Origin of the sequence: Dietzia sp. HMSC21D01 (assembly GCF_001815995.1) — a bacterium.
Taxonomy (GTDB): Bacteria; Actinomycetota; Actinomycetes; order Mycobacteriales; family Mycobacteriaceae; genus Dietzia; species Dietzia cinnamea.
Genome location: NZ_KV823612.1, coordinates 1 through 7,891 on the forward strand (window position 1 = coordinate 1; position 7,891 = coordinate 7,891).

Genomic DNA, 7,891 nt, shown 5'->3' on the forward strand with positions numbered 1-7,891 from the left:
GCGTATCGGTGATGTCATCAGCCTTGTGCCGGTGTTCGCCGACCTGGTCCCAGCGCGTACTTCTACGGAATGTAGAATTACACGGCGGAGTCGATGATCAATTGCGGTGAACCCCCTGTGAGGACGTGTGTGGATGGTGATGCGCAGGTCGACCACGCGGCCCGCCCAGGGGATCGATCCCTGGATGCTCGAGGCCGAGCGGACTGTGCAGCGGATTTCCACGCGCCCGGACCTCGGGCCCGCACCGAGATCCTCCCTCGTGGCGCTGGGGCTGTTGGCAGCCCTGCGGGCACTGGGCCTGGTGCTGGTGGCGGAGGCTGTCGCGCGAGGGATCGCGGGACTGGCGGTCGGCACCCTCTCGACCGGGTCGGTGCGGGCGATCCTGGTACTCGGTATGAGTGGTGTGCTGCTGCGGGCCGCTGCCGAATGGGCGACCGAGACGAGTGCACGCAGGGTCGCCATCGCCGTCAAGCAGAACCTGCGGGGTCGGCTGTGGCGCCACATGGTGCAAGCGCACGATCCCCGGGGCGGGACCGCGGTGCTCGCCACGGATGGCTTAGACGATCTGGACGAGTACTACCTGCAATCCGTGCCGGCCATAGTCGCGGCGATCGTGGTGCCCCCGCTACTGCTGGTACGCATCCTCGCCGCCGACTGGGTCAGTGCACTGGCGATTGTAGTGACGATCCCGCTGGTGCCACTGTTCATGGTCCTGATCGGCCGCCACACCGGTCAACGCACAGATGCGGCGTTGCGTGCTCTGGCCAGGCTGTCTGACCATCTGGCCGAACTGGCCCGCGGACTGCCAGTGCTGGTCGGGCTCGGCCGCGTCGAGGAGCAGACGGACTCGCTGGACACCATCCAGCGGATTTACGGGCGCCGCACGCAGGAGACGCTGAGGTGGGCGTTCCTGTCCGCCCTGGCACTTGAGCTCATCGCGACGATCTCTGTGGCGGTAGTAGCGGTCTTCTTGGGTCTCCGCTTGCTTGGCGGGTCGATGGACCTACAGCCCGCACTGCTCGCGCTGCTGCTCGCGCCAGAGTGCTTTACCGTGTTTCGCCGGGTCGGGGTGGCATTCCATGCGTCACAGGATGGCCTCGCGGCTCTGCACCGAGTGCGCGAACATCTCGAGGTAGCACCCGGGACTGACCTGCGAGAAGCCCACGGGGCCACGGTCCGCGTCGCAGGGCTCGAGGTTCGCTATTCCGGTCGCGGGGCCGCGGCATTGACTGGTCTCGACGCAGAGCTGAGCGGCATTGTCGCCGTGACCGGGGCCAGTGGAGCCGGTAAGTCCACGTTCCTCTCGGCGCTGGTCGGGGCGCTGCCGGTCGATGCGATAGTGCATGGTCGAGTCACTGGAATCGAGGCTGACCTCGTGGGGTGGTCACCCCAGTCGCCGCGAGTATTCGGTGCCACCCCACGGGCGGAACTCGCGTTGTATGGCGCGGATCCCGCGGCCGCTCTGGCCGAGGTCGGACTATCCCGGGTCGCCGAGTCGGCTGCCGCCGAACTCAGCCCGGGGGAACTCCGACGCCTGTCTGTGGCGCGCGCACTGGCCCGCGTGGACGCCGGCGCCCGCCTGCTGGTGCTCGACGAGCCGACTGCCCACCTTGACCACCATGCCGCTGAGCTGGTCAGGGACGCGATCGTGCGCCGGGCCGAGCGTGCCACGATCGTGCTGGCGAGCCACGAACCGATGACACTTGATCTCGCCACGAGCACTATTCGGATCTCTGGGCAGGCCGGCCGCGCAGACGATGACGCATCCGCGCTCACCGAGGCCGCTCGGGACGGTGATCTCGGCGCCTCCCCGGTCCCCGCTGTGGACGGGAATGCCGATCAGGGTCGTTACGGGCGGGGACCAGAACAGGGAGTCTGCGCGGGGGCGGACGAGCAGGTGTCGGACGAGACAGGCGGCGCCCAGCGTCTGTCACTCGGTGCGCTGATTGGTGCCCACGGCAGGCTCTGGGCGGGGGCGGTAGGCATCTCGGTGCTCGCCACCTCGCTGGGCTTGGCGCTCACCGCGCTGTCGGGATGGTTGATCGTCCGATCGAGCGTCGAGGAGTACATCATGTATCTCCTGGTGGCGATCGTCGGAGTTCGAGCGTTTGGGATCGGACGCTCGGTGGCCACATACGCCGAACAATTACTCACCCATCACGCCGCCTTTCGAACCATCGATGACCTTCGGCTGCGGCTCTGGCGAGCGATCGCAGCACGAGGAACCGGATCCCGGCGGCTGCTCGAGGGTGGGGCGCCCCTGGACTACCTCGTGACCCAGGCCGATGAACTGCGGGACCAACTCCCCAGAGTCGTTACGCCCGTGATCTCCGGAGTCGCCGTACTGCTGGGAGCCACACTCACCACCTGGTTGGTCACCCCCGAGTTCACTGTGCAGGTGGGGGTGAGCCTGAGCGCGACCATGGCCCTCGGCGCGGTCCTAGTGGCAACGGTCGAACGTGGGGGCGATGTGGCCAGGGTTGCTGGTCGGTCCCACCTGATACGGGGGTCGGCCTCATTGAACGCGGCAGCGGCGGACCTACGCGGTAATGGAGTGGCAGCGGCGGCGGTCGACCAACTCGACGAGCTGAACCGGAAACAGGCCGCCGCCGAACGGCGCGCCACCCGCGGCACAGGGCTCGGAACGGCGGCGGTGACAGCAGGCACGGGCCTCCTAGCGGTGCTCGTGGCAGTGTCCGATCCGTCGGTGGGTGCAGAACGAGCCAGTGTGATTGCCCTCCTGTGCCTGGCGCTGGGTGAGTCTCTCGCCGCGTGGGTCTCGGCAGTGCACCGAGTGCCGTCCGTGCGATCACTGCTGCAGAGCCTCGGCTCCGTACTGGGCCCCTTCCCGCAGACCGCATGGGGCGTTGGCGCGCCGAACGGCCCCGTGAATTCGGTGACGCTGGAGAAGGTTACTGCTCGGTATCCGCACACTGCGCGACCGGCCGTGGCGGAGGTGGATGCTGTCGCGCGCACGGGGTGCTGGTTGTTCCTCGACGGGCCGTCCGGATCGGGTAAGTCCACGCTGCTATCCGCCGTGATGGGGGCACTGCCCCTCAGTGGCGGCACGATCTGGGCCGAGACCTCTCCGATCACGACGTTCGCCGAAAAGGAATGGCGATCCCGCGTGGCCTGGTGCCCGCAGGACGCCTACGTCTTTGACTCCACCCTGCGCGGCAATCTCCTCCTATCCAGGCCGGCCGCCCAGGCCCCCGATGACGCCGCACTGCGGCGGGTTCTCGAGCGGGTCGGTTTGACCGTTCTGCTCGACGCGCTCCCCGACGGTCTGGACACCCGGGTCGGGGCCGGCGGTCGGGCCCTATCAGGAGGGGAGCGTCAACGATTGGCGGTGGCACGGGCACTGCTCACGCGCGCCGACGTTCTCCTGCTCGACGAGCCGACTGCGCACCTAGACGCGCCGACAGCCGACGCCATGATGGAAGATCTCCGTACCGCCGCCCACGACAAGGTGGTGATCCTGGTTTCACACCGCCACAACGACCGGCGGCCCGAGGACCAGGTGGTCCGACTCAGCTGAACGAGCCGGAGCGAGCCGTCAGATCCGCATCGTTCACTCATGGCCGGGGGCCGGGGCACCGAGACGGCGGAGTCGATCGCTCATGCGGCCGCCGCGGCAGGAGGCCTGGTGGCCGCAGCCGCGCTCGTTCCTGCTGCTCCCGCTGCGGTCGTCGTCGCCGACGCTGTCGGTCTCACCGCTACCGTCGGCGGCACCGACCCGCAGGATCGCGCGGGCCACCACCTCGTCGCGTACTTCGCGGCGAGCTTGGTCGTCGGCCAACATCTCCACCATCGCGGCGACCTCCGTCTCCGCGAGGACCGCTGTGGGCAGCCCCGGTAACGCTGACCGCCAGGCCCGGAATGCCAGCTGCAAGATGTCGTGCCGCTGCTCCACGTGCGCGCGTTCGTGGGCGATCACGGCCTCGAGCTCATCTGGATCCAGGTTGTCGAGAAGTCCCTGGGAGAGCACCGTGACAGAACCGGCGCCACGGGGGATGCAATATGCCACTGGTGCGGCCTCATCGATAACCCGCGTTCGCGCGCGGGTCGGGTGGGGCGCTGTGAGTAGTTGGAGCAGCGTCAAATGTCGGCGCCGTTGCCGCGTGACCTGGACGACGGTCGCACCCAGGTGCGCGAGAAGGTAGCAGCCCAGCAGGATTGCGGGGACGACTGCGGCCAGGGAATGGATCGGCGCGACCGCGCGGCCGATCAGCGCGAGCGCCCCGATCATCGAGACCCCGCCGGCCAGGCCGATGGCCTGCCAGAGAAGGAGCGCGCGAGCCGGGGCGTGCATCGGCCAGCGCGCGCGAGCCAACAGAACCGGCACCGGCCACGCCAGGGCCACAGCGACCCCAGCCAACAGGAGCCCCACGGCGCCGGTGGACATCGCCGACTGGAGGATCAGCCGTTTCCCTTCAGTAGCGTGCGTAACGCCGCCGCCTCATCGTTGGAGACCCCGCCGACGAACCGTGCAAGTACCGCGTGCCGGTCCCGGGAGTCTCCAAGGACTTCGTGCATGAGTTCCGCGGTGTACTCCTCCCGCGAGGCCACAGCGCGGTAGCGGTGGGGGCGCGCGGTGCGATCCGAGACGACCAGACCTTTGCGTGCAAGGCGGCTCAAGACCGTGAGCAGGGTGGTCACGGCGGGTGGGCGCTCCCGGGAGCTGTCGAGCACGCCCTTGACGTCGTACGCCGTCACCGGCCCACTGTGGTCCCAGATTACGTCCATAACGGCACGCTCCAACTCGCCCAGGGTCGCCACGGTGATCCTCTCCTCCTGCTTTGTAGCCGGATTCTATCAGTGGCGAAAGAAATTCGACTCTCGGTAGAAATATTTCTACGCTATGTAGAATGCCGATGGCGGGTGAACACGACACCCGATCCGGTGAAAGGGGTTGGCGTCCTATGGACGTTGTCGAGATCGCACGCTGGCAGTTCGGCATCACGACCGTCTACCACTTCCTCATGGTCCCGCTCACTATCGGACTCGGGGCGATGGTTGCCGTGATGCACACCGCCTGGGTGCGCAGCGGCCAGGAGAAATTTCTCCGGATGACCAAATTCTGGGGAAAGCTCTACCTCATCAACTTCATCCTCGGCGTGGCCACGGGCCTGGTCCAGGAGTTCCAGTTCGGAATGGCCTGGAGCGAGTACTCCCGGTTCGTCGGGGACGTGTTCGGTGCCCCGCTCGCGCTCGAGGGTCTGCTCGCCTTCTTCCTCGAATCGACCTTCCTCGGTATCTGGATCTTCGGCTGGGGCAGGCTGCGCAAGGGCGTGCACCTCGCGGCCCTGTGGTGCGCGGTGATCGGATCCTGGGTCTCGGCGTACTTCATCATCGTCGCCAACTCGTGGATGCAGCACCCCGTGGGCGTCGAGCTCGGCGAGGACGGCCGGCCGGTCATGACTGACGTGTGGGCCGTGCTCACCAACAACACCGCACTGGCAGCGTTCACCCACGCCGTCTTTGGTGCGCTCGTGGTGGGAGGGATGTTCCTGCTCGGGATCGCCTGGTACCACCTGTGGCGCCGCCGGCATGACGGGATCGACACCGTCGACGAGCGCGGGCACGTGATCGTGGGGCAGGCCCAGGACATACCGGGACGTGACCGCACCGACCACGGCGTCTGGATCTGGTCCCTGCGATTCGGCGCGATAGTCGCCATGGTGGGGTTCCTCGGCACAGTCGTCACCGGCGACATCCAGGGCAAACTCATGTACGAGCAGCAGCCCATGAAGATGGCTGCCGCCGAGGCCGCCTGCCACTCCGGCTCCTCCTTCTCGGTGCTCTCGCTGGGCAACCCGGGATCCACGGACTGCCGCGACGTCACCACTCTCATCGAGGTCCCCGGCGTTCTCGGCTTCCTCGCCACCGGGGAGTGGGGCGTCGACATGCCGGGTATTCGCGACCTCGAACCCGAGTATGTGAACCGCTACGGCGAGACGATTCCGGACGACGCCCTGTACGGCGACCGGGCGGGCGCGCAGATCGAGTACGTCCCCGTCATGTGGGTGACCTACTGGGGCTTTCGCCTCATGATCGGCCTCGGCGGGATAGTCGCCGCCGCCGGAGCGGTTGCCCTGTGGCTCACCCGGCGCGGCACCGTCCCCGGATCCCGCGGGCTCATGCGACTCGCGCTCGCCGGAATCCTCGCACCGTTCGCCGCGAACATCGCCGGATGGATCTTCACCGAGATGGGCCGACAGCCGTTCGTCGTGGCCCCGAACCCCGCCGTGACCGGAGCCGACTCCGTGTACATGTACACCCAGGCCGCCGTATCTCCCGGTGTGACCGCCGGGGAGCTGCTGTTCTCCCTCATCTCCCTGGGCTCCGTCTACGGGGTTCTGCTGGTCGTCGAGGTGTACCTGCTGGTGCGGTATACGCGCGGTGGAGTCGCCAGTGCGATGCCCGAACTCGTTGGTCAGGACGACGACGACGTCGACGACCCGGACGGCGAGCACGACGACGTGCTGTCGTTTGCCTACTGACCACGAGACGAGGAACAACCATGGAACCCCTTGCAATCATCTGGTTTGTCGCCATCGCCCTCCTGTGGACCGGGTACCTCCTGCTCGAGGGATTCGATCTGGGCGTGGGCATGCACATGATCTTCTCGACCCGCAGCGAACGCGACCGCCGCGTCATGCTCAACACCATCGGCCCCGTCTGGGACGGCAACGAGGTGTGGCTCATCACCGCCGTCGCTGCCCTCTTCGCCGCGTTCTCGCCCTGGTACGCCGCGCTACTGTCCGCCCTCTACGTGCCGCTGACCCTCGCGTTGCTCGGACTCATCGTGCGGGCCGTCGGTATCGAGTACCGGGGCAAGGTCGGCACAAGGGTCTGGGCGACGTTCTGGACGTACATGATCGGCCTCGGTTCCGCGGCCGTCGCGTTCTTCATCGGCGCGCTGCTCGCGCTCACCTCGATCGGACTGCCTATCGACGGCAACGGCGACCGCGTCGGCGGTCCCTTTGCCTGGCTCTCGTGGCCCGCCCTCGTCGGTGGCCTCGCCGTGGTGGGATTTGCCCTGGCCCACTCCGCCACGTTCCTGGCGCTCAAGGCCGACGGCCCAGTGCGGCGGCGCGCATCCGGTTTCGCCGTCCGGTGGGCTCCCCTCTGCCTGCTGCCGCTGCTCGTCTGGATTGCGATGGTGCAATTCGAGCACGGTGCCGGACCGGCGGGGTGGACGGTCGCCCTTCTCGCCGTGGTCTCCGGTGGCGTCGGATGGGCTCAGGCACGCGCGGGCCGGGAAGGGCTCGCGTTTACCGGCTATGCCGGCACCGGCCTGTTCGGGCTGGCCGCGATCTTCCTGGCCATGTTCCCGGTTCTGCTGCCGTCCACTATCGACAGTGCCTTTGACATCACGGTGCAGTCCGCGGCGCACAGCACCTATACCCTCGGCGTACTGTCCGTCATCACGGTCGTGGCGCTGCCTGTGATCCTCTGTTACCAGGCATGGAGCTACTGGGTGTTCCGGCACCGCGTCACGCCCGGGATGATCCCCGAGCCACACGTGGTTCTGCCGGCGATTCTGCGGGCCGAAGACGCCGGGCGCCAGGTGTAACCACCCATCAGCCGACTGCGACCAACCTGATGGCCGGGTCCGTCGTAGACGGCAGGACCGCCTCGGCAGACTGGCCCCCATTGAATTCGAGACCATCATGACCGACGAGGCCCTTCAGACCGCGTGACTAACCCTGTCACCTAACCGTGCATCAGCTCCCGGCGCTCGGTGGCGGGTTTCTGCCAGTACTGGCTGGCGGTCCGGTGTCGTGCTGCAGTGCCTACCGCGAGCAAGATTCGCGGGAGGCGCTATTGCTACGACTGCGGGAGGTCGCGGGTCAGCGGGACTACTTCCCACTGGGTGTCGCTTCGC

Annotated in this window: 5 protein-coding genes; 3 read left to right on the forward strand and 2 right to left on the reverse strand. The window is 67.5% G+C overall.

Annotated features, from left to right (window positions below):
- Positions 1-133: 133 nt before the first annotated feature.
- Positions 134-3,538, forward strand: a complete 3,405-nt coding sequence (gene cydC, locus HMPREF3086_RS00520) for a thiol reductant ABC exporter subunit CydC (RefSeq protein WP_141763932.1) — start codon at positions 134-136, stop codon at positions 3,536-3,538.
- A gap of 33 nt (positions 3,539-3,571) precedes the next feature.
- On the opposite strand, the gene HMPREF3086_RS00525 is transcribed toward cydC, so the two are convergent.
- Complete coding sequence (locus HMPREF3086_RS00525; protein ID WP_070719687.1) at positions 3,572-4,405, reverse strand: M56 family metallopeptidase; 834 nt, start codon at positions 4,403-4,405, stop codon at positions 3,572-3,574.
- A 14-nt stretch (positions 4,406-4,419) separates the two neighbouring features.
- Positions 4,420-4,779 (reverse strand): BlaI/MecI/CopY family transcriptional regulator, encoded by a 360-nt coding sequence (locus HMPREF3086_RS00530; RefSeq protein WP_070719688.1) that lies wholly within the window; start codon positions 4,777-4,779, stop codon positions 4,420-4,422.
- A gap of 143 nt (positions 4,780-4,922) precedes the next feature.
- Between HMPREF3086_RS00530 and HMPREF3086_RS00535 the strand changes: the two genes are divergently transcribed.
- Together HMPREF3086_RS00535 and cydB are read left to right on the forward strand one after the other, a co-directional pair.
- On the forward strand, positions 4,923-6,503 hold the full coding sequence (locus HMPREF3086_RS00535) for a cytochrome ubiquinol oxidase subunit I (RefSeq protein WP_070719689.1): 1,581 nt from the start codon (positions 4,923-4,925) through the stop codon (positions 6,501-6,503).
- 20 nt (positions 6,504-6,523) lie between these two features.
- A complete protein-coding gene (gene cydB / locus HMPREF3086_RS00540; protein ID WP_070719690.1) occupies positions 6,524-7,579 on the forward strand; it encodes a cytochrome d ubiquinol oxidase subunit II in 1,056 nt (351 codons plus the stop codon).
- The last annotated feature ends 312 nt before the right edge of the window (positions 7,580-7,891 follow it).

Excerpts from the sequence above, each read along its gene's own strand:
- cydC (WP_141763932.1), top strand. The coding sequence starts at position 134 with ATGGTGATGCGCAGGTCGACCACGCGGCCCGCCCAGGGGATCGATCCC.
- cydB (WP_070719690.1), top strand. The coding sequence starts at position 6,524 with ATGGAACCCCTTGCAATCATCTGGTTTGTCGCCATCGCCCTCCTGTGG.
- HMPREF3086_RS00525 (WP_070719687.1), bottom strand. The coding sequence starts at position 4,405 with ATGTCCACCGGCGCCGTGGGGCTCCTGTTGGCTGGGGTCGCTGTGGCC.
- HMPREF3086_RS00535 (WP_070719689.1), top strand. The coding sequence starts at position 4,923 with ATGGACGTTGTCGAGATCGCACGCTGGCAGTTCGGCATCACGACCGTC.